Origin of the sequence: Nocardioides jejuensis (assembly GCF_004337475.1) — a bacterium.
Classification (GTDB): domain Bacteria; phylum Actinomycetota; class Actinomycetes; order Propionibacteriales; family Nocardioidaceae; genus Nocardioides; species Nocardioides jejuensis.
Map to the genome: position 1 here is coordinate 180,529 of NZ_SJZJ01000001.1, position 23,154 is coordinate 203,682.

At 69.2% G+C, this 23,154-nt stretch carries 25 protein-coding genes and 1 tRNA gene; 9 read left to right on the top strand and 17 right to left on the bottom strand.

Annotated elements, in window-relative coordinates; all coding sequences use genetic code 11:
- Positions 1-4 precede the first annotated feature (4 nt).
- Positions 5-77: transfer RNA gene (locus tag EPD65_RS00860), tRNA-Arg, on the top strand.
- Between the two features lie 51 nt (positions 78-128).
- Here EPD65_RS00860 and EPD65_RS00865 read toward each other — a convergent pair.
- Positions 129-1,202: an acyltransferase family protein gene (locus EPD65_RS00865; RefSeq protein ID WP_131581012.1), complete on the bottom strand. Its 1,074-nt coding sequence runs from the start codon at positions 1,200-1,202 to the stop codon at positions 129-131.
- A 232-nt stretch (positions 1,203-1,434) separates the two neighbouring features.
- Here EPD65_RS00865 and EPD65_RS00870 point away from each other — a divergent pair, with 232 nt between their 5' ends.
- Both EPD65_RS00870 and EPD65_RS00875 read left to right on the top strand, forming a co-directional pair.
- On the top strand, positions 1,435-5,103 hold the full coding sequence (locus EPD65_RS00870; RefSeq protein WP_131581014.1) for a multifunctional oxoglutarate decarboxylase/oxoglutarate dehydrogenase thiamine pyrophosphate-binding subunit/dihydrolipoyllysine-residue succinyltransferase subunit: 3,669 nt from the start codon (positions 1,435-1,437) through the stop codon (positions 5,101-5,103).
- Between the two features lie 80 nt (positions 5,104-5,183).
- On the top strand, positions 5,184-5,363 hold the full coding sequence (locus EPD65_RS00875) for a DUF6104 family protein (RefSeq protein ID WP_131581016.1): 180 nt from the start codon (positions 5,184-5,186) through the stop codon (positions 5,361-5,363).
- A gap of 68 nt (positions 5,364-5,431) precedes the next feature.
- Here EPD65_RS00875 and EPD65_RS00880 read toward each other — a convergent pair whose 3' ends face one another.
- From EPD65_RS00880 to EPD65_RS00890, 3 genes are read right to left on the bottom strand one after another with little or no spacing between them, the layout of a single operon-like run.
- A complete protein-coding gene (locus tag EPD65_RS00880; protein WP_131581018.1) occupies positions 5,432-5,647 on the bottom strand; it encodes a hypothetical protein in 216 nt (71 codons plus the stop codon).
- A gap of 48 nt (positions 5,648-5,695) precedes the next feature.
- Entirely contained in the window at positions 5,696-6,877 is a 1,182-nt protein-coding gene (locus tag EPD65_RS00885) for a fatty acid desaturase family protein (RefSeq protein ID WP_131581020.1), read from the bottom strand.
- Between the two features lie 32 nt (positions 6,878-6,909).
- Positions 6,910-8,022 (bottom strand): ferredoxin reductase, encoded by a 1,113-nt coding sequence (locus EPD65_RS00890; RefSeq protein WP_243640367.1) that lies wholly within the window; start codon positions 8,020-8,022, stop codon positions 6,910-6,912.
- 155 nt (positions 8,023-8,177) lie between these two features.
- On the opposite strand from EPD65_RS00890, the gene EPD65_RS00895 reads away from it, so the two are divergent.
- Positions 8,178-8,825 carry a TetR family transcriptional regulator gene (locus EPD65_RS00895; protein WP_131581022.1) on the top strand — a complete coding sequence of 216 codons (648 nt, stop codon included), beginning with the start codon at positions 8,178-8,180 and terminating at the stop codon, positions 8,823-8,825.
- Positions 8,822-9,907, top strand: coding sequence for an alpha/beta hydrolase (locus EPD65_RS00900; RefSeq protein WP_207891361.1), 1,086 nt, complete (start codon positions 8,822-8,824; stop codon positions 9,905-9,907). Before EPD65_RS00895 ends, EPD65_RS00900 begins: the two co-directional genes overlap by 4 nt.
- A gap of 15 nt (positions 9,908-9,922) precedes the next feature.
- Here EPD65_RS00900 and EPD65_RS00905 read toward each other — a convergent pair whose 3' ends face one another.
- The 8 genes from EPD65_RS00905 to EPD65_RS00940 all read right to left on the bottom strand — a co-directional run bounded on the left by EPD65_RS00905 (position 9,923) and on the right by EPD65_RS00940 (position 17,647).
- Positions 9,923-11,287: an FtsX-like permease family protein gene (locus EPD65_RS00905; protein ID WP_131581024.1), complete on the bottom strand. Its 1,365-nt coding sequence runs from the start codon at positions 11,285-11,287 to the stop codon at positions 9,923-9,925.
- Positions 11,284-11,946, bottom strand: coding sequence for an ABC transporter ATP-binding protein (locus tag EPD65_RS00910; RefSeq protein WP_131581026.1), 663 nt, complete (start codon positions 11,944-11,946; stop codon positions 11,284-11,286). Before EPD65_RS00910 ends, EPD65_RS00905 begins: the two co-directional genes overlap by 4 nt.
- Complete coding sequence (locus tag EPD65_RS00915) at positions 11,943-12,482, bottom strand: PadR family transcriptional regulator (RefSeq protein WP_131581028.1); 540 nt, start codon at positions 12,480-12,482, stop codon at positions 11,943-11,945. Before EPD65_RS00915 ends, EPD65_RS00910 begins: the two co-directional genes overlap by 4 nt.
- A 167-nt stretch (positions 12,483-12,649) precedes the next feature.
- Complete coding sequence (locus tag EPD65_RS00920) at positions 12,650-14,143, bottom strand: MDR family MFS transporter (RefSeq protein ID WP_131581030.1); 1,494 nt, start codon at positions 14,141-14,143, stop codon at positions 12,650-12,652.
- Between the two features lie 170 nt (positions 14,144-14,313).
- Complete coding sequence (locus EPD65_RS00925) at positions 14,314-15,009, bottom strand: SDR family oxidoreductase (RefSeq protein ID WP_131581032.1); 696 nt, start codon at positions 15,007-15,009, stop codon at positions 14,314-14,316.
- Positions 15,006-15,974 (bottom strand): zinc-binding dehydrogenase, encoded by a 969-nt coding sequence (locus tag EPD65_RS00930; protein WP_131581034.1) that lies wholly within the window; start codon positions 15,972-15,974, stop codon positions 15,006-15,008. Before EPD65_RS00930 ends, EPD65_RS00925 begins: the two co-directional genes overlap by 4 nt.
- A 22-nt stretch (positions 15,975-15,996) precedes the next feature.
- The gene (locus EPD65_RS00935; RefSeq protein ID WP_131581036.1) at positions 15,997-17,184 is read right to left on the bottom strand and encodes an NAD(P)-dependent malic enzyme; all 1,188 of its coding nucleotides are present in this window, start codon (positions 17,182-17,184) and stop codon (positions 15,997-15,999) included.
- Between the two features lie 106 nt (positions 17,185-17,290).
- A complete protein-coding gene (locus EPD65_RS00940) occupies positions 17,291-17,647 on the bottom strand; it encodes a S24/S26 family peptidase (protein ID WP_131581038.1) in 357 nt (118 codons plus the stop codon).
- A gap of 54 nt (positions 17,648-17,701) precedes the next feature.
- Here EPD65_RS00940 and sodN point away from each other — a divergent pair, with 54 nt between their 5' ends.
- The gene (sodN, locus tag EPD65_RS00945; protein ID WP_131581040.1) at positions 17,702-18,094 is read left to right on the top strand and encodes a superoxide dismutase, Ni; all 393 of its coding nucleotides are present in this window, start codon (positions 17,702-17,704) and stop codon (positions 18,092-18,094) included.
- A 145-nt stretch (positions 18,095-18,239) separates the two neighbouring features.
- Entirely contained in the window at positions 18,240-18,824 is a 585-nt protein-coding gene (locus tag EPD65_RS00950; RefSeq protein WP_131581042.1) for a sigma-70 family RNA polymerase sigma factor, read from the top strand.
- On the opposite strand, the gene EPD65_RS00955 is transcribed toward EPD65_RS00950, so the two are convergent.
- On the bottom strand, positions 18,754-19,161 hold the full coding sequence (locus EPD65_RS00955) for a hypothetical protein (protein ID WP_131581044.1): 408 nt from the start codon (positions 19,159-19,161) through the stop codon (positions 18,754-18,756). The two genes, EPD65_RS00950 and EPD65_RS00955, sit on opposite strands and share 71 nt — an antisense overlap.
- A 182-nt stretch (positions 19,162-19,343) precedes the next feature.
- Here EPD65_RS00955 and EPD65_RS00960 point away from each other — a divergent pair, with 182 nt between their 5' ends.
- Positions 19,344-19,595 carry a WhiB family transcriptional regulator gene (locus tag EPD65_RS00960; protein WP_107699106.1) on the top strand — a complete coding sequence of 84 codons (252 nt, stop codon included), beginning with the start codon at positions 19,344-19,346 and terminating at the stop codon, positions 19,593-19,595.
- Positions 19,596-19,613: 18 nt separating this feature from the next.
- Here the strand turns inward: EPD65_RS00960 and EPD65_RS00965 are convergent, their stop codons facing one another.
- Positions 19,614-21,116 (bottom strand): sensor histidine kinase, encoded by a 1,503-nt coding sequence (locus tag EPD65_RS00965; protein WP_131581046.1) that lies wholly within the window; start codon positions 21,114-21,116, stop codon positions 19,614-19,616.
- Between the two features lie 76 nt (positions 21,117-21,192).
- Between EPD65_RS00965 and EPD65_RS00970 the strand changes: the two genes are divergently transcribed.
- Positions 21,193-21,993 carry a DUF2785 domain-containing protein gene (locus EPD65_RS00970; RefSeq protein WP_243640368.1) on the top strand — a complete coding sequence of 267 codons (801 nt, stop codon included), beginning with the start codon at positions 21,193-21,195 and terminating at the stop codon, positions 21,991-21,993.
- 71 nt (positions 21,994-22,064) lie between these two features.
- Here the strand turns inward: EPD65_RS00970 and EPD65_RS16710 are convergent, their stop codons facing one another.
- The 3 genes from EPD65_RS16710 to EPD65_RS00980 all read right to left on the bottom strand — a co-directional run bounded on the left by EPD65_RS16710 (position 22,065) and on the right by EPD65_RS00980 (position 23,106).
- Positions 22,065-22,139 carry a 50S ribosomal protein bL37 gene (locus EPD65_RS16710; RefSeq protein WP_369759046.1) on the bottom strand — a complete coding sequence of 25 codons (75 nt, stop codon included), beginning with the start codon at positions 22,137-22,139 and terminating at the stop codon, positions 22,065-22,067.
- 77 nt (positions 22,140-22,216) lie between these two features.
- Positions 22,217-22,498, bottom strand: coding sequence for a mycothiol system anti-sigma-R factor (gene rsrA / locus EPD65_RS00975; protein ID WP_131581050.1), 282 nt, complete (start codon positions 22,496-22,498; stop codon positions 22,217-22,219).
- Positions 22,495-23,106 (bottom strand): sigma-70 family RNA polymerase sigma factor, encoded by a 612-nt coding sequence (locus EPD65_RS00980; protein WP_131581052.1) that lies wholly within the window; start codon positions 23,104-23,106, stop codon positions 22,495-22,497. Before EPD65_RS00980 ends, rsrA begins: the two co-directional genes overlap by 4 nt.
- Positions 23,107-23,154: the final 48 nt, after the last annotated feature.

Below are 23,154 nucleotides of genomic sequence, written 5' to 3' on the forward strand. Positions count from 1 at the left end.
GCATGCCTTCGTAGCTCAGGGGATAGAGCACCGGTTTCCGGTACCGGGTGCCGCAGGTTCGAATCCTGCCGAGGGCACAGAGAAAAGGCCCGTATCGACGTCGATACGGGCCTTTTTCGTACGTCGCGTCAGCCGCGCAGCAGCCGCAGGACGCCGTCGCGCAGCCGGTCGTGCCAGCGGCGTTCGACGAGGTAGTGCAGTGCCACCGCGAGGGTGAGAGCGAGCGCGACGGCGACCGCCAGCACGGCGTACGGGCTGAGATGTCCGTGCAGGGTGTCGATGACGGCGAACCCGAACTGCCCGTGCACGAGGTAGAGCGGGTAGGTCAGGGCACCGACGACGGAGAGCCAGCGCCAGTCGACGTGCCGCAGCGGCCCGTCGGCGACCAGCCAGACCGAGGCGATCATCGCGACGACCACGACCGCACAGACCACGGGTGAGATCTCGACGCCGACGACCCGGGTCCCGATCGGGGCGTGACGGACGGTCTGCTCGACGCAGAGGAGGCCGGTGACGACCATGGCGGCCCACCGCAGGGCAGTGCCACCTTCGCGGTGGATCAGGAAGAGCAGCATCCCGACACCGAAGTACGGCGCGTACTCGACGATGAAGAGATCCTCGAGGAACGACCACTGCGCGAGGCGGAAGACCTCACCGACGAGCGGCCACAGCACGGCGAAGGCGACGATCCTCCGTGGCGTGAAACCGACCAGCAGCAGGAGCGCTGCGAGCAGGTAGAACTTCAGCTCGACCCAGAGGGTCCAGAAGGCGCCCTGGACCGAGGCGATGCCGAAGCCTTCCTGGGCCATCGTGAGGTTGGTCAGGTCGTCGAACCAGCCGAGCTGGCGACCACCGGTCCACACGACCTGCAGCCCCACGGTGACCAGCACCGCCACCCAGTACGCCGGGTAGAGGCGCGCCACGCGGGAGGCGACAAAGCCCGGCAGCGAACGGCCCCAGGCGGTCATCAGGATGACGAAGCCGGAGATGACGAAGAACAGCTCGACGCCGAGGAACCCGTAGCGGGTCACGTTGTTCAGCGTCGGGAAGACCGTCGACGGCGGCTGGTCCCAGTAGCCGGTGTCGATGCCGGTGTAGTGGTAGCCGACCACGACCGCGGCGGCCAGGAACCGGAGCCCGTCGAGCCCGCGGAGGCGGGAACGACGCCCCGTGGCGGGTGTCGTCGTCAGGGCACTGGTCACCGACGCAGGCTACCGGCCGGCCCGCGTCGGGCCACGTTTCACCCGTGTGGCAAAGGGATTCAGCACCGCGATCGAGAGGCGCCGGAGAGGCGTGAGGGCGTGAGGCATGTGGGCCTCGTCATCCGGTGTCCGAAACGGGTGCCCCACCCACCACATTTCGACCCATGTGGGTCTAGCCTTGCCAACGTTGTCGTTACCCGTATGAGCCGCACCGGAAGAGGCGAAACTAGCCGTGGCCGAACAGAACAACCCGCTCTCCGACTTCGGAGCCAACGAATGGCTCGTCGACGAGATGTTCGAGCAGTACAAGAAGGACCCGTCGAGCGTCGGACCTGAGTGGACCGCCTACTTCGCCGCGCGCAACGGTTCGGCCGTTGCCGCCCCGGCCGCCGCGCCCGTGGCTGCTGCCCCGGTCGCCGCCGCTCCGGCTGCTGCCGCGCCGGTGACCGCGCCCATCCCGGTCGCCAAGCCGCGTCCGGACAACACCAAGGCCGTCGAGCCCGCGAAGGGCACGTCCAACCCGGCCCCGCGCGACCCGAAGCCGGCTGCGCCCGCCGCGGCGAACGACGAGCCGTCGTTCCAGCAGCTCAAGGGCATCCCGCTGGCCACGGCCAAGAACATGGACATCTCGCTCGCGGTCCCGACCGCGACGTCCGTGCGCAACATCCCGGTCAAGCTGCTCTGGGACAACCGCACCGTCATCAACAACCACCTCAAGCGCGCCCGCGGTGGCAAGGTCTCCTTCACCCACCTCATCGGCTACGCGATCATCAAGGCGATCAAGGCCAACCCGGAGTACAACAACACGTACGCCGTGGTCGACGGCAAGCCGACGATGGTCACCCCCGCGCACATCAACCTCGGTCTGGCGATCGACCAGCAGAAGCCTGACGGCACGCGCCAGCTGGTCGCCCCGTCGATCAAGGGCTGCGAGTCCATGGACTTCGCGCAGTTCTGGACGGCGTACGAGGAGATCGTCAAGAAGGCCAAGAACAACAAGCTGGGCATGGACGACTACCAGGGCACCACCGTGTCCCTGACGAACGTCGGCGGCATCGGCACCAACAACTCCGTCCCGCGCCTCATGCAGGGCCAGGCCGCCATCGTCGGCGTCGGCTCGATGGAGCTGCCGCCGGAGTTCCAGGGCGCCTCGCCCGAGACGGTCAACCGCAACGCGGTCTCGCGCATCATGACGATGACCTCGACGTACGACCACCGCGTCATCCAGGGTGCCCAGTCGGGCGAGTTCCTGCGCAAGGTGCACCAGCTGCTCCTCGGCGAGGACGGCTTCTACGACGAGATCTTCCGCTCGCTGCGCATCCCCTACCAGCCGATCCGCTGGGCCAACGACATCTCGCACTCGCACGACGACGAGATCTCCAAGCAGGCCCGCATCCTCGAGCTGATCCACGCCTACCGCGTGCGCGGTCACCTGATGGCCGACACGGACCCGCTCGAGTACAAGCAGCGCAGCCACCCCGACCTCGAGATCGAGTCGCACGGCCTGACCCTGTGGGACCTCGACCGCGAGTTCGCGACCGGCTCGTTCGGTGGCGAGGGTCGTCGCTTCATGCAGCTGCGCCAGATCCTCGGCATCCTGCGCGACTCGTACTGCCGCACCACCGGCGTCGAGTACATGCACATCATCGACCCGGAGCAGCGTCGCTGGATCCAGGAGCGCGTCGAGAAGCCGTACGACAAGGAGACCCGCGAGGAGCAGCTCCGGATCCTGGAGAAGCTCAACCAGGCCGAGGCGTTCGAGACCTTCCTGCAGACGAAGTTCGTCGGCCAGAAGCGCTTCTCCCTCGAGGGCGGCGAGACCGCTGTCGCGGTCATCGACGAGATCGCCGAGGCTGCCGCCCAGGCCGGCCTCGACGAGGTCTGCATCGGCATGGCCCACCGTGGTCGCCTCAACGTGCTGGCCAACATCGTCGGCAAGTCCTACAACCAGATCTTCCGCGAGTTCGAGGGCAACATCGACCCGCGCACGGTCCAGGGCTCGGGCGACGTGAAGTACCACCTCGGTGCCGAGGGCGAGTTCGTCGCCGGCTCCGGCGACAAGATCAAGGTCTCGGTCGCGGCCAACCCGTCGCACCTCGAGACGGTCGACCCGGTCGTGACCGGTATCGCCCGCGCCAAGCAGGACGTGCTGAACCGCGGCAACGAGTTCCCGGTCCTCCCCCTGCTGGTCCACGGTGACGCCGCGTTCGCCGGCCAGGGTGTTGTCGCCGAGACGCTCAACCTGTCGCAGCTCCGTGGCTACCGCACCGGCGGTTCGGTCCACCTGGTCATCAACAACCAGGTCGGCTTCACCACCTCCCCCGGCTCGTCGCGCTCGACGCTCTACTGCACCGACGTGGCCCGCATGGTCCAGGCGCCGATCTTCCACGTCAACGGCGACGACCCGGAGGCGTGCATCCGCGTCGCCCGCCTCGCCTTCGAGTACCGCCAGGCGTTCAACAAGGACGTCGTCATCGACCTCGTCTGCTACCGCCGCCGCGGTCACAACGAGGGTGACGACCCGTCGTACACCCAGCCGCTCATGTACGACCTCATCGAGCAGAAGCGCTCCGTGCGCAAGCTCTACACCGAGTCCCTCATCGGTCGTGGCGACATCACGATCGAGGAGGCCGAGGAGGTCCTGCGCAACTACCAGGCGCTGCTGGAGCGGGTCTTCACCGAGGTCCGCGAGGCCGACGCCAAGCCGGACCAGTGGACGACCGTCCCGGACTACCCGGAGAAGCTCGGTGGCGGCACCACGGCCGTCTCGGCCGAGGTGCTCAAGCGGATCTCCGACGCCTACATCACCCCGCCGGAGGGCTTCACCGTCCACCCGAAGGTGATGCCGCAGCTGCAGCGTCGCGCCGCCTCGATCACCGACGGCCCGATCGACTGGGGCACCGGCGAGATCCTCGCCTTCGGCTCGCTGCTCATGGAGGGCCGCCCGGTCCGCCTGGCCGGTCAGGACTCGCGTCGTGGCACCTTCGTGCAGCGCTTCGCGACGATCATCGACCGGACGAACGCCGACGAGTGGACGCCGCTGTCCAACCTCACCGAGGACCAGGCGAAGTTCTTCGTCTACGACTCGCTGCTCTCCGAGTACGCCGCCCTCGGCTTCGAGTACGGCTACTCCGTCGCCCGCCCGGACGCCCTCGTCCTGTGGGAGGCGCAGTTCGGTGACTTCGTCAACGGCGCCCAGTCGGTCATCGACGAGTACATCTCCTCGGGCAAGACCAAGTGGGGCCAGGACTCCGGCGTGGTCATGCTTCTCCCCCACGGCTACGAGGGTCAGGGTGCCGACCACTCCTCCGCCCGCATCGAGCGCTTCCTGACGCTCTGCGCGGACGAGGCCATGGTCGTCGCCCAGCCGTCGACGCCCGCGTCGCACTTCCACCTGCTCCGCAAGCACTCGCTCGGCGGTGAGCACAAGCCGCTCATCATCTTCACGCCGAAGTCGATGCTGAAGCGCAAGGAAGCCGCGTCGCTGCCGTCCGACTTCACCTCCGGCGAGTTCCGCCCGGTCATCGGCGACGACAGCGTCGACGCCGCCAAGGTCACCACGGTGCTGCTGGTCTCCGGCCGCCTCACCTGGGACCTCGTGGTCGAGCGCCAGAAGCAGGCCCGCGAGGACGTCGCCATCGTCCGCGTCGAGCAGCTATACCCGTGGCCGACCGCCGAGATCGCGGCCGAGCTGGCGAAGTACCCCAACGCCACGGTCAAGTGGGTGCAGGACGAGCCGTTCAACCAGGGCCCGTGGCCGACGTTCGCGCTGAACATCGTCCCGGAGCTCGGTCGGCCCGTCCAGGCGGTCACTCGCCCGGCGTCGTCGACCACCGCGGTCGGCACGGCCAAGCGCCACCAGGTCGAGAACGCCGAGCTCCTGGCGCGCGCCTTCTCCTGATCGACGTACGACGAAGGCCCCCGGCATCGCGCCGGGGGCCTTCGCCATTTCCGGGACTCGCCACCTGCCAGAATGGGGCCATGTACTTCACCGACCGCGGCATCGAGGAACTCCAGAAGCGTCGGGGCGACGAAGAGGTCACCCTGGAGTGGCTGGGCGACCAGCTCCAGGCGTTCGTCGACACCTTCCCCGAGTTCGAGACCGCAGTGGAGCGCTTCGCGACCTGGCTCGCGCGCCTCGACGACCCTGACGACGAGTGACCACTCCCCCTGACACGCACAGCGGCCCCGCACCAGTTGGTGCGGGGCCGCTGTTGTTGCTGGGTGGATCAGTCGTCGTCGTTGTCGACGCCCATGTCGGTGCGGGCCTTGCGGGCCGCCTCGCGGATCTCGAAGAGATCCGTGGCGAAACCGCCGACCGCCTTGACCACGTCGCCGACCGCTGTGATCACGATGTTGGAGACCTGGCCGGCCGCGTGGGTCGCGGCCTCGATGGAGTCCTGGACCTGGTCCTTGCGGATCTCGGCCCTGCTGAGATTGCTCATGGCTTCAGTCTCGGGTGTCGGTCAGCAGACGGCAACGTGAGCACGCTCTCAGGCGGCGGCGACGACCTGGAGGCCGTCGTTGCCAGCCGTGGGCTGCTTCTTCCGGAACGGGAAGGTGACGATCTCCCGGAGACCCGCCAGCGGACCCTCGGTGTAGGTGCTGTCGGGAAGCGAGAGCTGGAAGACCTGCTTCCAGACGCTCCACAGCTGCTTCGCCATCGGCGCCTCGTTGTAGCGGACGCCGTACTTCTCGCAGAGCGCCTTCACCTCGACGGCGATCTCCTTGTAGCGGTACGCCGGGATGTCCGGGAAGAGGTGGTGCTCGATCTGGTAGCTCAGGTTGCCCGAGAGCACGTCGACGACGTGGCTGCCGGTGAAGTTCGCCGAGCCAAGGATCTGGCGGTAGTACCACTGGGCGTGCGACTCGTCCTCGGTCTCCTCGATGGAGAACGTCTCGGCACCCTCCGGGAAGTGGCCACACCAGATGACCGACGACGACCAGAGGTTGCGGACCAGGTTGGCGGCCATGTTGCCCACGAAGGTGAACGGAGCACCGGGGCCCGAGAGCAGCGGGAAGAGGACGTAGTCCTTCAGCGCCTGCTTGCCGGCCTTGGCCCGGAAGCGACGCAGGCCCGGCTTCATCTCCTCCCAGGTCTTCTCGCCCGCGAAGAACTTCTCGGACTCGAGCTCCTGGATCGCGGTGCCCCACTGGAAGAGCACCTGCAGCGTGCCGCAGAAGATCGGGTTGAGCAGCCAGATCGGGTGCCACGGCTGCTCGTCGGTGACCCGGATGACGCCGTAGCCGGTGGCGTCGTGGTCCTTGCCGACGATGTTGGTGAACGTGTGGTGCACGTAGTTGTGCGTGTACAGCCAGCTGTCGGCGTGGATCGTGTTGTCCCAGTCGAAGTTCTTGGCGGTGAACTCCGGGTCGTTCATGAAGTCGTACTGGCCGTGCATCACGTTGTGGCCGATCTCCATGTTGTCGATGATCTTCGACAGGGAGAGGGCGGTGACGCCGGCGAGCCACGCCGGCGGGAACCAGCCGGCCCACAGCAGCGCGCGGCCCGCGACCTCGAGCTTCTTCTGCTTGGCGACGATGTCGCGGATGTACGCCGCGTCCTTCTCGCCGAGGTCGGCGACGATGCGGGCGCGCAGGTCGTCGAGTTCCTTGCCGAACGCCTCGATCTGCTCGGGCGCCAGCTTGTGCTTCTGGGTGGTCGTGGTGCTCATGAGAACTCCTTGGTGAGGTTGGTTCTGAGAGGTCAGAGGTCGATGGAGACGTCGCCACACGGAGCCGAGATGCACGGCTTGATGTTGACGTCGTTGTCGGTGTTGAGGTCGCCAGTCAGGACGTTGCGCGTGATGCCCGTGAGCTTCGTGCTGACGCAGGCGTTGCAGATGCCGATGCGGCAGCCGTAGTCCGGGTTGAGCCCGGCGGCCTCGGCCTGCTCGAGGATCGTCTGACCGTTGTTGTCGGCCTTCTCGCCCGAGGCGGCGAAGACCAGCTCGCCGGTGGCCTCATCGGTCGGCACGGTGCGGGTCGGGGCAGCGAACTGCTCCAGGTGGAGCCGGTCGGAGATGCCTTCGGCCTCGAAGACGGCACGGACGCCGTCCATGAGCGGCATCGGGCCGCAGAGGAACGTCTCGGCCTCGGCGAAGTGCTTGTCGGCCGCGACGAGGTGCTCGCGGCTGAAGAAGCCCTGCAGGTCGCCCTCGTCCGAGTTGGTGTAGGCCCGGATGATCCGGACGCCCTCGTACTTCGCCTGGATCTCCTCGAGCTCCTCGCGGTAGATCACGTCGTCAGGCGTGAACGCGTAGTGCAGGAAGGTGACCTTGCCGATGTAGGCACGGTCGGTCAGCGTGCGCAGCATCGACATCACCGGGGTGATGCCGGAGCCGCCGCTGATCAGCAGGATGCTGCGCGGGTGCGGCAGCGGGATGTGGAACTCACCCTGCGCGGGCGAGATCTGGACGATCATGCCGGGCGTCGCATTGGCCAGGAGCCAGGGCGACACGAGGCCGTTCGGGTCGACCTTGATGGTCAGCTCGATCTTGCCGTCGCGGCGGAACTGCGAGTTCGCCGGCGAGTAGCAACGCGTACGACGGATGCCGTCGATCTCGACGGAGAGCTTGACGAACTGGCCGGCCTTGAAACCGGCCCAGGTGGCGTTCGGACGAAGCGTGAGGGTGACGCTGTCGGCGGTCTTGCGCTCGACATCGGTCACCTCGGCCCGGGTCTCGGTACGGGACCAGAGCGGGTCGATCATCTCGACGTAGCGGTCGACGCTGTGCGGGGTCGCGAGCGCGGCAGCAAAGGACGAGTCCAGGAAGCGGCGACCCATCCGGGAGGAGGTCAGCACCTGCATGCGGGACATGGCGGCTCCTTTCAAAGTTTGGGTGAACACTCGTTTCTTCGGTGAACGGCTGTTCACCGAAACTATCTCCGCCCCGGGACCCATAGGTCAACCTGATTCGGCGTGACGCCGCACACTTTCAGTGAACACGCGTTCACTCGCGTTACAATTCCGTCATGAGCAGCGCAGGGGTCTCCCGGACGGAGCAGAAGGAACGCACACGGCGTGCGATCCTCGACGCTGCGCTGACCCTCGCCGAGGACGGCGGCCTCGCCGCCCTCTCGCTGCGCCAGGTGGCCAAGGAGATCGGCATCGTGCCGACGGCCTTCTACCGCCACTTCGCCAGCATCGACGAGCTCGGCCTGAGCCTGGTGACCGAGGCGTTCGATGCGCTGCGCGCCCTCCTGCGCGACGCACGGGCGATCCCGGAGGAGACCGACTCCGAGTGGGACCTCGCCGTCTCCATCGCCGACAAGTCGATCGATGCCGTCGTCGCCCACGCACGCCAGAGCGACCGTCAGCTGCGCTTCATCGCGCGCGAGCGGCTCGCCGGCCCGGCCGCGGTGCGCGACGCCGTACGCCATCAGCTCGAGCTGGTGGAGCGCGAGCTCGCGACCGACCTCGCCCACCTGCCGTTCACGCGGGCCTGGTCCGCCAGCGACCTCGCCGTTCTCTCCAACCTCCTGGTCAACGCGATGCTCTCCCACGTCGAGGAGCTCAGCCGCGCCACCAGTGCCGCCGACACCCGGCGCATCGCCGACACCGCCCGCCGCCAGCTGCACATCGTGCTGGTCGGCGCACTCCGATGGGACTCCAGCAAGTGACCAGCACCCTGCCCGCCATTCCCGACGAGCGGGCCGCCTCTCCCCTGGCCACCCTCGCGGCCGCCGCGCGCAACGCGTGGGCGATCTCGCCGTTCGGTGAGGGCATCGAGCAGTACGCCGGCATGCCGCAGCACGTGCTCGTCGACGAGCCGCACCGTCAGCTTCGTCGGTACCTCAGCAGCAAGCCGCACACCAAGGCGCGGCCGGTGCTGCTCGTCCCACCGCAGGCCGTGTCGACCAACTGCTACGACCTGCGCCCCGGCCAGAGCCTCGCAGCGCACCTCGTCTCCCGGGGCCACGCGACGTACGTCGTCGACTACGGCGACATGACGTTCGCGGACCGCCACATGGGCTTCGAGGCGTTCATCGACGACATCATCCCGGCCGCGATCCGCCGCGTCTCGGAGGAGCACGACGGCGCCCCGGTCGACGTCGTCGCCTGGTCGCTCGGCGGCACCTGCAGCCTGCTGACCGCCGCGGCGCACCCGACCCTGCCGATCGCGTCCATCACGGCCTTCGGCACGCCGATCGACTACCGGCTGATCCCGGCGGTGCAGATCCTGCGCTACCTCGACAACGTGCTGGGCTCCAACGTGATGACGTTCGGCACGGGCCTGATGGGTGGTGTCCCCCGCCAGGTGACCCGCCTCAGCTTCCGGGCGATGGCGCCGATCCGCGAGCTGAAGAAGCCGCTCTTCCTCGCGCAGAACATCCTCGACCGCGAGACCCTCGCCCGCACCACCGCGATCGACAACTTCATCAACGCGATGCCGGGCTACCCGGGCCGCTTCTACCACCAGGTCCACACCCGCCTGCTGACCCGCAACGAGCTCGCGACCGGCACCGTGCACCTCACGCACGGCCGCGCGGTGCGCCTCTCCTCGATCCGCACGCGCGTGCTCTTCATCGGCAGCCGCACCGACGCGATCGGCCCCGGCCCTGCGGTCGAGGCAGGCACGCGCTCCGTCCCCGGCGCGCGGTACGTCGCCGCCGACGGCCTCTCCCACCTCGGTCTCGTCGCCGGCCCGCAGGCTGCCCAGCTGGCGTGGACGCACCTCGACGCGTTCCTCGACGAGGTCTGAGCGACTCCCCCCGCGTCAGGCCGTGCGCAGGTTGCCCGGATCGGTGGCCGCACGCAGCCAGGGGCCGGTCAGCAGCAGCGCCAGCCCGATGGCCGCCCAGACGAGAGCGGCCATGACCAGCACCGCCGCCACGGTAGCCAGCAGCCAGAGCAGCGTGATGCCCGCGAGTGCCGCGCCGAGGAGCACTGCGCCGAGGAGCGTGCCACCGACGCCCATGGGCACGGCGACCAGGCCGATCTCGGCGCGCTGTGCACGAGCGACCAGCTCGCTGCTGCCACCGAGCGCCGCCAGCGATGCCACGGAGCGCTTGCCATCCAGGAGGGACTCGACCGAGTGGACGGCGAGCGAACCCACCACGGCAACCAGCGAGATAAGCAAGGCCACGCCGACGAGTCCGATCGCCCCCAGGTAGTACCCGCGGTCCTCGGGCTGGACGTCATCGAGAATGCCGGCCACCATCGCCGCGGAACCGCCTGCGACCAGGCCGATTCCCCCGACCGCAGCCGCCGCGCGGCCTGCCGGGCGTGGGTCCGACGCGAGACGCCGGGCCGCGAGCAGCACCGGACCGGTCCGCGCACGGCGCGCCACCCGCCGACCGATGACGTAGGCGGTCCAAGGAGCCAGGCTGACCAGCCCTCCGACGAGGAGGACGATCGCCACGAGCGGCGCCGCGACATCGACCACGTCGGAGTCGCGCCAGAAGACGAGCATGGCCGCCCCGGCCATCACCCCACCCAGCAACAGGACGACGCCCCACGGGCGTGGCGGGCGCGGGTCGTGGCGCCGCGTCAGACCCAGCGGCGAGACGACGACCCGGCGATCAGCCGCCAGCCCCACGACGACGCCGAGCCCCGCGACCAGGACCACCGTCAGGGCGAACTGCCACCAGGCCGGCGTCACGCTGGTCGGCACGAACCGCACGCCCGCACTGTAGAACGTCACACCCTCCTCACAGCAGCCACGCATGGACACGCCACCGAAGAAGAGGCGGAGGAGCAGGAAGACACCGATGCCTGCGACGGCTCCCACAGCGGCCGGTACGCCGACCTCGACCGCACCGATGCGGCGTACCTCTCCGGGGGTGGCTCCGGCCAGCCGCAGCGCGGCGAGCCGACGCTCGCGGGCCGACGTCCCGAGCCGTACGGCCTGGAAGAGGAGCAGCAACGCCGGGACGGAGAGCATCGCCGCGCCGAAGGCGAATCCGCCGCGTGTGCCGGCGTCGGCGACGACGCTGTACAGGCTCTCGTCGGGATACTGCGGAAGCATCGCGATCGTCTGGGTGACGAGGAGCAGACCGCACACGATGGCGGTGCAGCCGGCGAGGAGCATCGCGCGCCCCTGACCCGCCGCGAGCGCGAGCCGCCAGCCCAGGCCGATCATGCGATCGTCCCGTCGAGCATGCGCACCTCGCGGTCGGCACGCGCCGCCACCCGGTTGTCGTGCGTCACCATGACGATGGCGGCTCCCGTCTCCTTCGCAGCGTCGTAGAGCGCGACGAGCACCTGCTCGCCGGCAACGGTGTCCAACGCGCCCGTCGGCTCGTCGGCGAAGATGACGCGTGGCGAGGTGACCAGCGCGCGGGCCAGCGCGACGCGCTGTGCCTCACCGCCGGAGAGCTCCCCCGGTACGACGTCGGCAAGGGCTCCGGCGTCGAGGCGCTCCAGCCAGCCTCGCGCGATCCGGTCGGCGGACGCGCGGGCGTGCCGCTCGAGCATCAGCGGCAGGGCGACGTTCTCGACCGCGGTGAGCTCGGGCACGAGCTGGCCGAACTGCAGCACGACGCCGAACTCACGGCGACGCAGGCGAGTCCGCTCGGCCTCGGAGAGATCGTCCAGGCGACGTCCGTCGTAGCTGATCTCGCCGGCTTCCGGGCGCAGGATGCCCGCGAGCGAGAGCAACAACGTCGACTTGCCGCTACCGGAGGGGCCCGTGATCGCGAGCTTCTCCCCCGCCGAGATGTCCAGGCTGACACCGCGGAGCGCCTCGGTACGTCCGTAGGCCTTGCGCACGGCGCGCGCTGAGATGAGCTGATCGGTCATGACGGGTCCCCCTGGTGGTTCGAGCTGGACGGTGCATTCAGGCGCCCCTCGGCGGCCTCGAGCCACCGCAGGTCCGCGTCGAGGTGAAAGACCGCGTGGTCGATCGCTGCGCGGCCGGCCGGATCGGTCGTGGCGTCCTGCGCAGCGAGGAGCTCACGGAGCCGGGCGAGGTGCACCTCCCGCTGGCGCGCGAGGAAGGACCGCGCGTCGACCCCCGTGCGGAGCGCAGTCACCGCCTTCCGCACCAGCTCGTCGGCGGGATACGGGCCCGCGCTCTCGGGACTGGCCAGCCACGTGTCCAGCTCGGCACGGCCGGACTCCGTCAGTGCGTAGACGGTCCGCTCGGGACCACCGTCGCGGACGGTCTCCGCCACCTCGACGAGCCCGTCGCGCTCGAGCCGCTGCAGCGCGGCGTACACCTGCCCGTACGGCAGCTCCTTGGCACCCGGAAAGCGGATGTCGTGTTCACGTTTGAGGTCGTAGCCGTGGGCGGGCCCACTGCTCAGGACCCCCAGAAGGACATGCGAGATGCTCACGTCGGCGACTATACACACTGTGAATACACTGAGTGAATAGTCTTGAACCGAGTCGGTGGACCTGAGTAGATCGACGCAGGACACGGGGCACCGCGCCGACAAGGATCGTCCCGGCACGACGAAGGCCTCCCGACACGGGGGTGCGGGAGGCCTTCGTGGATGTGCGGTCAGTGCGCGGCGGGGGCTCCTGCCGCGTTCTGCGTACGCGCCGGGAGCAGCAGTGCCATCAGGAAGACGACGACGCCGAAGCAGGCACCGGTCAGCAGCGCCCAGTCGAGGCCGCCGACGAACGCCGTCGGCGGCAACACCCCCGGGATCAGCTCGGTCAGGTGGTCACGCGCCACGATCGCGTCGCCGCGCGACTGAAGGATCGCGATCAACAGCGCCATGCCGGCCGCACCGGCGACCTGCTGCAGCGTGCCGAGCAGCGAGCTGCCGTGCGAGTAGAGCTCGGGCGGCAGCGCGCCCAGGCCGAGCGTGAAGACCGGCGTGAAGACGCAGGCCAGGCAGCTCATCAGCGCAACGTGGAGCACCACGATCAGCCAGAACGGCGTGCTCAGGTCGATCACCTGGGACAGGACCACGAGAGCCGTCACCAGACCGGCAGCGCCCGGGATCACCAGCGGCCGGGTCCCGACGCGGTCGAAGACCCTGCCGACCCGCGGGCCGAGCAGGCCCATCGCCAGACCACCCGGCATGACCAGCAGGCCGGTCTGGAGGGTGCTGAGCCCCCGGTAGTTCTGCAGGTAGAGCGGCAGGAGCACCATCGCGCCGAAGAACGCCATGAAGGCCGCGCACATCAGCAGCACCGCCGTGGCGAAGGTCCGGATCCGCAGGGTACGCAGGTCGAGCAGCGGAGCGCCGCGGCCCTGGAGGACGATCTGGTAGGCGACGAACGCGCCGACGAGCAGCACGCCCACGATGGTGAACGCGACCGGCTTGGCCAGCGTGCCCGCACCGAAGTTGCTGAGGCCGTAGACCAGGTTGGCGAAGCCGCCACCGGCGAGCAGGACGCTCAGCCAGCTGACCGGGCCGGCCTTCGGCTCACCGATGTTCTCGACGAGACGACGGCCCACAACGCCCATGACGATTGCGAGCGGCAGGATCGTGGCGAAGATCAGGCGCCACGGACCGAGCTCGAGCAGCAGACCGGACGTGGTCGGGCCGAGCGCCGGGGCGACCGAGATCGCCATCATCATGTTGCCCATCACGCGACCGCGGTGGGCCATCGGGATGACCGTCATGACGGTGGTCATGAGCAGCGGCATCATCACCGCGGTGCCGGCGCCCTGGATGGACCGCGCGACCAGCAGCACGGCGTACGACGGCGCGAGCATGCCCAGCAGGGTGCCCGTACAGAAGGTCGCCATGGCAACCGTGAACGCGGTCTTCGTGGTGACCCGCTGGAGGAACCAGCCGGTGAGCGGGATGACCGACGCCATCGTCAACATGAAGACCGTGTTGACCCACTGGCTCGTGCGCTCGTCGATGCCGAAGTCACGCATGAGGCTCGGCAGCGCGTTGATCATCGTGGTCTCGTTGAGGATCACCACGAAGGTGGCCGCAACGAGGAGCTTCACGACGAGCGGCGTCGTGAAGGGTGCATCGGGTGAGTCGTCAGTCGCAACGACGGCGACGTCGATGTCCTGGGACGCAGACATGGGAGGCCTTTCGGGGAGGGCGCGGGGTGGCCTGGTGACCGCCCGTTCATGTACTCCACGAACGAGACCCCGGAGATCCGACAACGCCCGGTCAGGTGGGGACGCGTCGGAGTGAATTCTCGTTGCCCAACCCGTGTGAACGCCAATCAATTCCCGGGAGGGACGAAACCTCAGCGAACGCCGGGGCGGACGCTCACCTCGGGCATCGCCGCATCGCGCGGCAGGTCCAGCACGGAGAGGATGGTCGCAGCCACGGTCTCCGGCTGGATCCAGCGCTCGGCGCTGTAGTCGGCGCCCTCCTGGTCGTGGACCTTCTCCTGCATCGGCGTTGCCGTGCGCCCCGGGAAGACACTGGTCACCCGTACCCCGTGCGCGACTTCCTCACCGCGGAGCGCGTCCGCGAAGCCGCGGAGGCCGAACTTCGTCGCGGCGTACGCGCCCCAGGTCGGGTGGGCGTTGAGCCCGGCGCCGCTGTTGACGAAGACCACGGTGCCGCGCGCCGCCCGGAGTGCCGGGAGACAGAACTGCGTGAGCACCATCGGTGCGACCAGGTTGACGTCGACCTGGGCGCGCACCTCGTCATAGACCAGGTCATGTGCCGGTGCGAGGTCGACGACGCCCGCGACGTGCAGCACGGAGTCAAGGTGCGGAGGCAGGTTCGCGCCCGTCAGGGCATGGGCCAGCGAAGCAGGGTCGGCGAGGTCGGCGACCACGACGCGCGCGCCGTCGTACTGCTGCTGGAGCTCGTGGGCGCGCGGCTGGGAGCGGGCCAGGAGGATGAGCTCGTCACCGCGCGCCTGGAGGGCGGAGGCGACCGCTGCGCCGATGCCGGAGCCAGCGCCGGTGATCAGGTGGACGTGACTCATCGGGTCAGGATGATCTTGCCGAAGACGTCGCCAGCGTGGAGGGCGGCGAACGCGTCGCGCGCCTGCTCCATCGGCACCGTGTGGTCGATGAGCGGCTTCAGGCCGGTGGCGTCGAGCATCTGGACCAGCGACGCCAGCTCGCTCCGGGTGCCCATCGTCGAGCCGATGACCTGCAGCTGGAGGAAGAAGATGTGGGGCAGCATCGCGTTGTCGAGATTCGGGCCGGAGGTGTTGCCCGAGGTCACGAGCTTGCCGCCGGGGCGCAGCGAACGGATCGAGTGCTCCCACGTCGCCCGCCCGATGGTCTCCATGACGGCGTCGACCTTGACCGGCAGCCTCTCGTTGGACCCGAAGATCTCGTGGGCACCGATCTCGAGGGCCTTGGCGCGCTTCGCCTCGTCGCGACTCGTCGCGTAGACCTTGAGCCCCGCCGCGCGCGCGAGCACGATGCAGGCCGTCGCCACGCCGCCGCCAGCGCCCTGCACGAGCACGGAGTCGCCGGCCTTGAGTCCACCCTGCGTGAAGAGCATCCGGTACGCCGTGAGCCAGGCGGTCGGCAGACAGGCGGCCTCTTCGAAGCTCATCGACTTCGGCTTCGGGACGACGTTGCGGCGCGGCACGATCACCTTGTCCGCGAAGGTGCCCTGGTGCAGCTCGGAGAGCAGCGAACGCTTCGGGTCGAAGGTCTCGTCGCCGGTCCAGTCAGGCGAGCTGATGACGGCGTGTACGACGACCTCGTTGCCGTCCTCGTCGTAGCCCGCTGCATCGCAGCCGAGGATCATCGGCAGGCGGTCCGCCTTGAGGCCGACACCCTTCAGCGACCAGAGGTCGTGGTGGTTGAGGCTCGCAGCCTTGACCGTGACCGTCGTCCAGCCATCCGGCGCCACCGGATCGGGGCGCTCCCCCACCACGAGGCTGTCGAGCGGGGACTCAGCGTTGAACGACTCGGCGTAGACGGCGAACATGCGCCAAACCTACCGAGTCAGATCAGGAGCGAGCGACGCCGTCCCGACGCGCGGCCTCGGCCACGGCGGCGGAGACGGCGGGACCCACGCGCGGGTCGAACGGACCCGGGATGACCATGTCCTCCGCGAGCGCGTCGCCGACGAGAGCGGCGAGCGCCTCGGCAGCCGCGAGCTTCATGCCCTCGGTGATGGCGGTCGCGCGGACGTCGAACGCACCACGGAAGATGCCCGGGAACGCCAGGACGTTGTTGATCTGGTTCGGGAAGTCCGAGCGACCGGTCGCGACGACGCGGGCGTACTTGTGCGCGACGTCCGGGTGCACCTCGGGAGTCGGGTTGGCCATCGCGAAGATGATCGCGTCGTCGGCCATCGTCGCGACGACCTCCTCCGGCACGGTGCCGCCGGAGACGCCGAGGTAGACGTCAGCGCCGTCCATCGCGTCGGCGAGCGTGCCCTTGCGACCGTTGCGGTCCGCGGTGATCTCGGCGAGCTGCTTCTTGACCGGGGTCAGGTCGGAGCGGTCCGAGCTGACGACGCCGCGACGGTCGGTGACGGCGATGTCGGTGATGCCGGCGACGATCAGGATCTTCGCGATCGCGACGCCCGCGGCGCCCGCACCGGAGATGACCACACGGGTCTGCTCGGGCGTGCGGCCGGTGAGCTTCAGAGCGTTCTTGAGCGCGGCGAGCGCGACGACGGCCGTGCCGTGCTGGTCGTCGTGGAAGACGGGGATGTCGAGGCGCTCCTTGAGGCGGTCCTCGATCTCGAAGCACCGCGGCGCCGAGATGTCCTCGAGGTTGATGCCACCGAACGACGGCGCCAGGCGCACGACCGTCTCGATGATCTCCTCGGTGTCCGTGGTGTCCAGGCAGATCGGGATGCCGTCGACGCCACCGAACTGCTTGAAGAGGATCGCCTTGCCCTCCATGACCGGCATGGCCGCGGCCGGGCCGATGTCACCGAGGCCCAGGACAGCGGTGCCGTCCGTGATGACGGCGACGGTGTTGGGGACCCACGTGTAGTGCTGGGTCAGGTCGGGGTTCTCGGCGATCGCGGTGCAGACGCGGGCAACACCGGGGGTGTACGCGAGCGACAGCTCATCAGCGCCAGCCAACTCCACCGACGACTGGATCGCCATCTTGCCGCCTACGTGGAGGTCGAACACCGGGTCACCAGCGAACGGGTGGGCAGCGGTCTCGAGCTCAGACATTTTCGGCAAGACTTTCGGGGCGTTCGGAAGGATCGGGAGTGCCGCTCGAACGCGAATGGTGTGTCGCGGAGCAGCCAGACAGGGGTTCACCCTCGCCAGCATCCTTTCACAAGGGAGCGTTCTCCTCCACGGCCGCGTGCGGAATGTGACGCATCCGGCACCTGCCCACGAGTGCCCGCGCGACAGCCAGGACGTCCTCCTCCGGCACGACACCTCGGTGTCGTGAGTCGACGCCCTCGGCAGCGTTGTCGCTCAGCAGCCACCAGCCGGGCGCGCCCGTCCTCGTCGTACGCCGCTCGGCAGCGCGCTTGACGGCCAGCGTGCCGTCGACGAACCGGGCCAGGACGACGTCGCCCTCACGCGGCGTACGGCCCCAACGGACTAGAAGACGGTCGCCGTCACGGAGCCCCGGCTCCATGGATCGTCCGCGGACGATGGCCCAGCCCCATCGACGTCCTCGCATGGGGAGTAGTGTCGCAGCCACACACACGTGACCCCCACGAAGGAGCTGTCGAGCATGCTGTTCGCCCCCACCGTCGAGGCCCAGGCCCACTGCGACCTCCCCTGCGGCGTCTACGACCCCGCCCAGGCCCGCATCGAGGCCGAGTCGATCAAGGCGCTCATCGCCAAGGTCAACGACTCCGACGACCCGGACTTCCGTACCCGCGCCATCGTCATCAAGGAGCAGCGCTCCACCCTGGTCAAGGAGCACCTCTGGGTGCTGTGGACCGACTACTTCAAGGCGCCGCACTTCGAGAAGTACCCGCAGCTCCACACCCTCATCAACGAGGCCACGAAGCTCGCGGGCGCCGGCGGCACGAAGGGCACGCTCGACGCGGCCGTTGCCGACGAGCTCCTCGCCAAGATCGACGAGATCGCCGGCATCTTCTGGGAGACCAAGAAGGCCTGAGCGGCCGGCGAGCTTGCTCGTCCGGATCGCATGCGGCGGACCCGCTTCCCTTCGGGGAGGCGGGTCCTTCCGCATTTCATCCGTCGGGGCGGCAGCCTGTGGAGGACCGTTCGCGACGATCCGGTGATCGGCGTCTGATGGACACATGGACACCGACGCCCTCGTGCTCGAGCACCTCGCCCTCGTCGACCGCTGCGCCCGCCGGTTCCGCGGCTGGGGCGAGCCCCACGACGACCTGGTCCAGGCCGGGCGGCTCGCGCTGCTCCATGCCGCGCGGCGCTACGACGCCGAGCGGGGCGTGCCGTTCGCGGCGTACGCCGTGCCGACCGTGGTCGGCGGCATCCGCCACCACCTGCGCGACCGCTGCAGCCTGATCCGGGCGCCACGCGAGGCGCCCCAGCCCCACGTCGACGAGCTCGACGAAGGGGCGACGCCTGGCCACGCCGATCCGGCGTACGACGACGTGGAGCTGCGACTGATGCTGCTCCCCCAGCTCGAGCAGCTCCCCGCGCTCGAGCGTGCGGTCGTGACGCTCCGCTACCTCGACGGCCTGACGCAGGACGCCGTGGCCGCGCAGCTCGGCATCAGCCAGCCGCAGGTCTCACGGGTGCAGGCGCAGGCACTGGCCCGGCTGCGGCGACGGCTTGGTGGAGGGCCGGTCAGCCCTCGACGGCAGCCAGGTGGTGGATCGACTTCCGGTGAAACACGCCCACGAGCACGACCAGCGTGACGGCGGCCAGCAGCCACGCGACGACGTGGTCGGTCCGGTCGGAGTGCGCGTCCGTCGCGAAGTTGTAGGCCAGACCCAGCTGCACGAGCTGTGCCATCACGATCGGGCTGCGTGCCCAGGACCTGCTCCGGCGCAGCGCCATGCCGCACACGGCGAGCATCAGCCCCCACAGCGCGAAGAACGCGATGGTCGTCCAGCCGAGCGCCGATCGGGCGCTGTCAAAGGTGACGGCCTGGGCGATCGCAAGGCCAAAGAAGCAGACGGCCTCGAGCAGGACGACCAGCGCCGCGACGGTCAAAGGGCGCGGCGCGACAGGGTTTTCGGCGGGAATCGACACGGTCTCAATCTACTTGTGACCAAAGTGACGGCCGCTAGGGGTTGTCGTCAGATGGAACTCTTGCCAACCTTGCGTGTGCGTTCGTGAAAGAATTCACGAGGCCACCTCATCTTTTCTGCGCGACAATGCCTCCACCGAGGCCATCGCGCCCACCCCAGCAACCAAAGGGAGTACACCCAGCCGTGGATTGGCGTCACGAATCTGCCTGCCTCGACGAGGACCCGGAGCTGTTCTTCCCGATCGGCAACACCGGCCCCGCCATCCTCCAGATCGAGGAGGCCAAGCAGGTGTGCCGTCGCTGCGACGTTCGCGAGCAGTGCCTCGCCTGGGCACTCGAGGCGGGTCAGGACCACGGTGTCTGGGGTGGACTCAGCGAGGACGAGCGTCGCGCGCTCAAGCGCCGCAACGCCCGCGCCCGCGTGCGCACCGCCTGAGGACAGCAGTACGTCGGCTCACCCGAGCCGCTGAGCGACCGGTACGTCGATCTCGACGCGCGTGCCGGTCGCTGTCGCGTGTGCGGCCCCCATCGTGAGCTGACCGTCGAGCTCGGACTCGACGAGCGTCCGCACGATCGACAGCCCCAGGCTCGTCGACTGGTCCGGGTCGAAACCCTCCGGCAGACCCACCCCGTCGTCCTCGACGATCACGTGGAGACGGCCGACGAGTCGGCGCGCCTGGATGCCGATCCGTCCGACCCGATCGGTCTCGGGCACCGCGAGCTGCCGGTAGCCGTGCTCGACGGCGTTCTGCAGCAGCTCGGTGAGCACCATCGCGAGCGGGGTGGCGATGTCGGAGTTGAGGACGCCGAAGCTGCCTTCCCGGCGTACGGCGACGGCGTGGCCGATCCCGCCGACGTCGGCCACCATGCGGCCCAGGCGATCGGCGATCTCGTCGAACGCGACGTGCTCCTCGTCGGTGTGGCTCAGCGTCTCGTGGACCAGCGCGATCGAGCCCACGCGGCGTACGGCCTCCTCGAGGGCGAGCCGCGCGTCGTCATTGCCCATGCGACGGGCCTGGAGACGCAGGAGCGCGGCGACGGTCTGCAGGTTGTTCTTCACGCGGTGGTGGATCTCGCGGATCGTGGCGTCCTTGGTGACCAGCTCGCGGTCGCGCCTGCGGAGGTCGGTGACGTCGCGGACCAGGATCACTCCCCCGACCGCCACGCCCTCGGGCTTGAGCGGGAGCGAGCGCAGGATCAGCGCCACACCTTCGGAGGCGACCTCGGTGTCGCGCGCGACCAGCCCGCCCAGAACGGCGCTCAGCGTCTCCTCGTCGGGCCGGTCGCGCGGAGGCACGAGGCTGCGCGTCAGCTCCGCAAGCTGCTGGCCGACGAGGTCGCCGGCGTGACCGAGCCGGCGGTAGACCGAGAGCGCGTTGGGCGAGGCGTAGCTGACCCGGCCCCCGGTGTCGAGGCGGATGAAGCCGTCACCGACCCGAGGAGTGTCGGCGTGGTCGCTGCGCTGGCCGGGCACCGGAAAGGCGCCGCGGGTGATCATCCGGGTCAGCTCGCTGGCCGTCTGCGTGTAGGTCAGCTCGAGGTGCGACGGCGTGCGTACGCCGAGCAGGTTGGTGTTGCGGGCGATGACCGCGAGCACGCGGTCGCCCTGACGCACCGGGATCGTCTCCACCCGCACCGGGACGTCGTAGACCCACTCGGGGTCCCCGCCCTCACGCGTCAGCCGCCCGGTCTCGTACGCCGTGTCCAGCAGCTTGCGGCGCCCCGTCGGGACGAAGGTGCCGGCCACGTCGTCCAGCAGCGCCGTGGGCCCGGTGGTCGGCCGCTGCTGGGCTCCCGCCCAGAAGCCGCGTCCCTCACGGTCCGGGAGCCACAGCACGAGGTCGGCGAAGGAGAGGTCAGCGACGATCTGCCAGTCGGCGATCAGCAGATGGAGCCAGGCCAGCTCGTCGGTGTCGAGATCCGTGTGGGCACGGGCAATCTCGTCCAGGGTCGGCATGGCCCGAGAGTACGGCCCCCGATAGTCCCGGAAGCCAATTCGCACGGTGTCGGTACCGGCTGGCACGATGGAAACCATGCCGCTGCCGACAGATCGCCCGCTGGACGACCTGACCGCCGAACTCACCCGGATGCTCGGGAGCACCGACGCCCGGGTCCGCTCGCAGCAGGCCTATCGGCCCCTTGCGGGCTGGATCGCCGAGGGGGCGTACGACGACGTCCTGGTGGGTCTGGGCGACGGCATGGCCACCGGTCTGGAGGTCGGGCTGGGCCAGTCCGACACCGACACGGTCTTCCGGCGCAGCTGGTCGGCGAAGGTGCTCGCTGACTGCATCGCCCGCGACAACGCGACGGGCTTGCTCACCGCGCAGCAGCTCCTGCTCTGGGGCGACCGGGTGGCCACCTGGCTGGTCCGTGAGCGCGACCTGCGCGGCCACGTGGACGGCAAGGGACCCGCGATGGCGATCGCCCACGGCGCGGACGCGATCGCCGATCTGGCCCGCTCGGTCCACTTCGGCCTCCCGGAGATGACCGTGCTGCTCGACGTGATCGCCGACCGGCTGCTGCTGCCCACCGGCCACCGGCTCGTCACCGGCGAGCCGGACCGGCTGGCGCGCGCCACCGTCGCCGTCCTGACGCGTGACCTCGTCCCGCTCGGCCTGCTCGAGCCGTGGGTCGCTCGCCTGGCCAACGGCGCCGTTGCTGTGGACCCCGAAGGCGCGGTCGCCTGCCGGGCGTTCAACACCCAGTCGTTCCTGCGCGCGCTCTACCTGCAGGTCGCGCACGGCCCCGTGCGCCCGGCCGTCCGATCCGACCTGCTGCTGGTCATCGTCGAGGCGCTGCGCGAGACGACGCCGGAGCTGCGCCCCGCGCGCTAGCGGGCCTGAAATGCGACGAACCCCCGGAGCCTGAGGCTCGGGGGTTCGGGCGCTTGCGCTGAGTACGGGACTCAGGCGTTGGGGCGCTTGCCGTGGTTCGCGCCCTTCTTCTTGCGAGCGCGGCGCTTGCGGCCAGTCTTGCCCATGGGGATCCTCCTCGATCGCGGAACGGCTCATCCTCCCAGACGACTGCGCCTGGGTCGAATTCAGGCCGACCGGGTGGTCAGTCGGTGGTGGTGATACGGACCTGGACCTCGCGCAGCTGCACGAGGACACGGGCCCGAAGCCCCTCCGGGGCCGACTCGTGACAGGACCGCGCGACGACCTGCTTCACGGTGCGCTCGAGGTCGTACTTCTTCAGACAGGGTCCGCACTCGTCGAGGTGGTGGCGGACCGCGCTGCAGTCGGCCTCGTCGAGCTCGTTGTCGAGGAAGAAGACGATGCGCTCGAGGTAGTCGGCACAGTCCTCGCTCCGGTGCTGTCCCTGCTGGTCGGGTGCGCTCACGACACGACCTCCTCGCGGCTCAGACCGAACATGTCGTTCTCGCGGACGTAGTCCTCGAGGAGGGTGCGCAGCTGACGGCGACCGCGGTGCAGTCGCGACATCACGGTGCCGATCGGAGTGTCCATGATCTCCGCGATCTCCTTGTACGGGAATCCCTCGACGTCGGCGAGGTAGACAGCCAGACGGAACTCCTCGGGCAGACGCTGCAGCGCGTCCTTGACCTGGGAGTCGGGGAGGTGCTCGAGCGCCTCGTGCTCAGCGGACTTCAGCCCGGACGACGTGTGCGACTCGGCACGCGCGAGCTGCCAGTCCTCCACGTCCTCGGACATCGACTGCTTCGGCTCCCGCTGCTTCTTGCGGTAGCTGTTGATGAAGGTGTTCGTCAGGATCCGGTACAGCCAGGCCTTGAGGTTGGTCCCCGGCTTGAACTGGTGGAACGCCGCGAACGCCTTCGCGAACGTCTCCTGGACCAGGTCCTCCGCGTCAGCCGGGTTGCGCGTCATGCGCAGGGCCGCCGAGTAGAGCTGGTCGAGGAAGGGCAGGGCGTCGCGCTCGAAGCGCAGCGAACGCTCGGCCTCGGTCTCGTTGTCAGGAACCACGTCAGTCATCGCTCCCCAGAATAGATCAGCGCTGGCAGGCTCTACGGCAGCCAGCGG

What these genes read in the sequence shown, in the direction of transcription:
- EPD65_RS00875 (WP_131581016.1), top strand. Translation starts at nt 5,184, where the DNA reads ATGTACTTCACCGACCGCGGCATCGAGGAACTCCAGAAGCGTCGGGGC.
- EPD65_RS00880 (WP_131581018.1), bottom strand. Translation starts at nt 5,647, where the DNA reads ATGAGCAATCTCAGCAGGGCCGAGATCCGCAAGGACCAGGTCCAGGAC.
- EPD65_RS00885 (WP_131581020.1), bottom strand. Translation starts at nt 6,877, where the DNA reads ATGAGCACCACGACCACCCAGAAGCACAAGCTGGCGCCCGAGCAGATC.
- EPD65_RS00890 (WP_243640367.1), bottom strand. Translation starts at nt 8,022, where the DNA reads ATGTCCCGCATGCAGGTGCTGACCTCCTCCCGGATGGGTCGCCGCTTC.
- EPD65_RS00895 (WP_131581022.1), top strand. Translation starts at nt 8,178, where the DNA reads ATGAGCAGCGCAGGGGTCTCCCGGACGGAGCAGAAGGAACGCACACGG.
- EPD65_RS00905 (WP_131581024.1), bottom strand. Translation starts at nt 11,287, where the DNA reads ATGATCGGCCTGGGCTGGCGGCTCGCGCTCGCGGCGGGTCAGGGGCGC.
- EPD65_RS00910 (WP_131581026.1), bottom strand. Translation starts at nt 11,946, where the DNA reads ATGACCGATCAGCTCATCTCAGCGCGCGCCGTGCGCAAGGCCTACGGA.
- EPD65_RS00920 (WP_131581030.1), bottom strand. Translation starts at nt 14,143, where the DNA reads ATGTCTGCGTCCCAGGACATCGACGTCGCCGTCGTTGCGACTGACGAC.
- EPD65_RS00925 (WP_131581032.1), bottom strand. Translation starts at nt 15,009, where the DNA reads ATGAGTCACGTCCACCTGATCACCGGCGCTGGCTCCGGCATCGGCGCA.
- EPD65_RS00930 (WP_131581034.1), bottom strand. Translation starts at nt 15,974, where the DNA reads ATGTTCGCCGTCTACGCCGAGTCGTTCAACGCTGAGTCCCCGCTCGAC.
- EPD65_RS00935 (WP_131581036.1), bottom strand. Translation starts at nt 17,184, where the DNA reads ATGTCTGAGCTCGAGACCGCTGCCCACCCGTTCGCTGGTGACCCGGTG.
- EPD65_RS00940 (WP_131581038.1), bottom strand. Translation starts at nt 17,647, where the DNA reads ATGCGAGGACGTCGATGGGGCTGGGCCATCGTCCGCGGACGATCCATG.
- sodN (WP_131581040.1), top strand. Translation starts at nt 17,702, where the DNA reads ATGCTGTTCGCCCCCACCGTCGAGGCCCAGGCCCACTGCGACCTCCCC.
- EPD65_RS00950 (WP_131581042.1), top strand. Translation starts at nt 18,240, where the DNA reads ATGGACACCGACGCCCTCGTGCTCGAGCACCTCGCCCTCGTCGACCGC.
- EPD65_RS00965 (WP_131581046.1), bottom strand. Translation starts at nt 21,116, where the DNA reads ATGCCGACCCTGGACGAGATTGCCCGTGCCCACACGGATCTCGACACC.
- EPD65_RS00970 (WP_243640368.1), top strand. Translation starts at nt 21,193, where the DNA reads ATGCCGCTGCCGACAGATCGCCCGCTGGACGACCTGACCGCCGAACTC.
- EPD65_RS00980 (WP_131581052.1), bottom strand. Translation starts at nt 23,106, where the DNA reads ATGACTGACGTGGTTCCTGACAACGAGACCGAGGCCGAGCGTTCGCTG.